Annotated in this window: 1 protein-coding gene; it reads right to left on the bottom strand. The window is 69.5% G+C overall.

Annotation, left to right across the window (positions count from 1 at the left end):
- The coding region (locus tag WBG79_RS27565) for a cadherin domain-containing protein (RefSeq protein ID WP_337360459.1) at positions 1-902 on the bottom strand (902 nt) is incomplete at both ends.

The raw sequence follows: 902 nt of genomic DNA on the forward strand, positions 1-902 counted from the left end.
GGCCCGTTGTCGTTGACGTCGGTGAGATTGACCGTGACCGTCTCGGTCCGCGTGTGCCCCGCCGCGTCCGTGACCGTGAGGTCGAAGGTCCGCGTGCCCCCCGCCTCGAAGTCGAGCACCGCGCCCGGCGCGACACGGATCTCGTTGCCGACCACCGTGAACAGCCCGGCATCCGTGCCGGCTAGGCTGTAGGTGAAGCTCTCGCCGGTATCGGCGTCGACCGTTGAGAGCGTAGCAACGACCGTGCCGCCAGCGCTGTTCTCCGCGATGGTGCCGCCCGAGACCAGGATGTCGCTCGGCCCGTTGTCGTTGACGTCGGTCAGGTCGACCGTGACCGTCTCGGTCCGGCTGTGCCCGGCCGCGTCCGTCACCGTCAGGTCGAAGGTCCGCGTCCCCCCCGCCTCGAAGTCGAGCACCGCGCCCGGCGCGACACGGATCTCGTTGCCGACGACCACGAAGCTCGCGGCATCCGTGCCGACGAGGCTGTAGCTGAAGCTCTCGCCGGTATCGGCGTCGACCGTCGACAAGGTCGCCACGACCGTGCCCGCCGCGCTGTTCTCGGCGATCGTGCCGCCGGTCACGATGATGTCGCTCGGCCCGTTGTCGTTGACGTCGGTGAGATTGACCGTGACCGTCTCGGTCCGCGTGTGCCCCGCCGCGTCCGTGACCGTGAGGTCGAAGGTCCGCGTGCCCCCCGCCTCGAAGTCGAGCACCGCGCCCGGCGCGACACGGATCTCGTTGCCGACCACCGTGAACAGCCCGGCATCCGTGCCGGCTAGGCTGTAGGTGAAGCTCTCGCCGGTATCGGCGTCGACCGTTGAGAGCGTAGCAACGACCGTGCCGCCAGCGCTGTTCTCCGCGATGGTGCCGCCCGAGACCAGGATGTCGCTCGGCCCGTTGTC

The sequence above is a fragment of the Prosthecomicrobium sp. N25 genome, from assembly GCF_037203705.1.
Lineage (GTDB): Bacteria > Pseudomonadota > Alphaproteobacteria > Rhizobiales > Ancalomicrobiaceae > Prosthecodimorpha.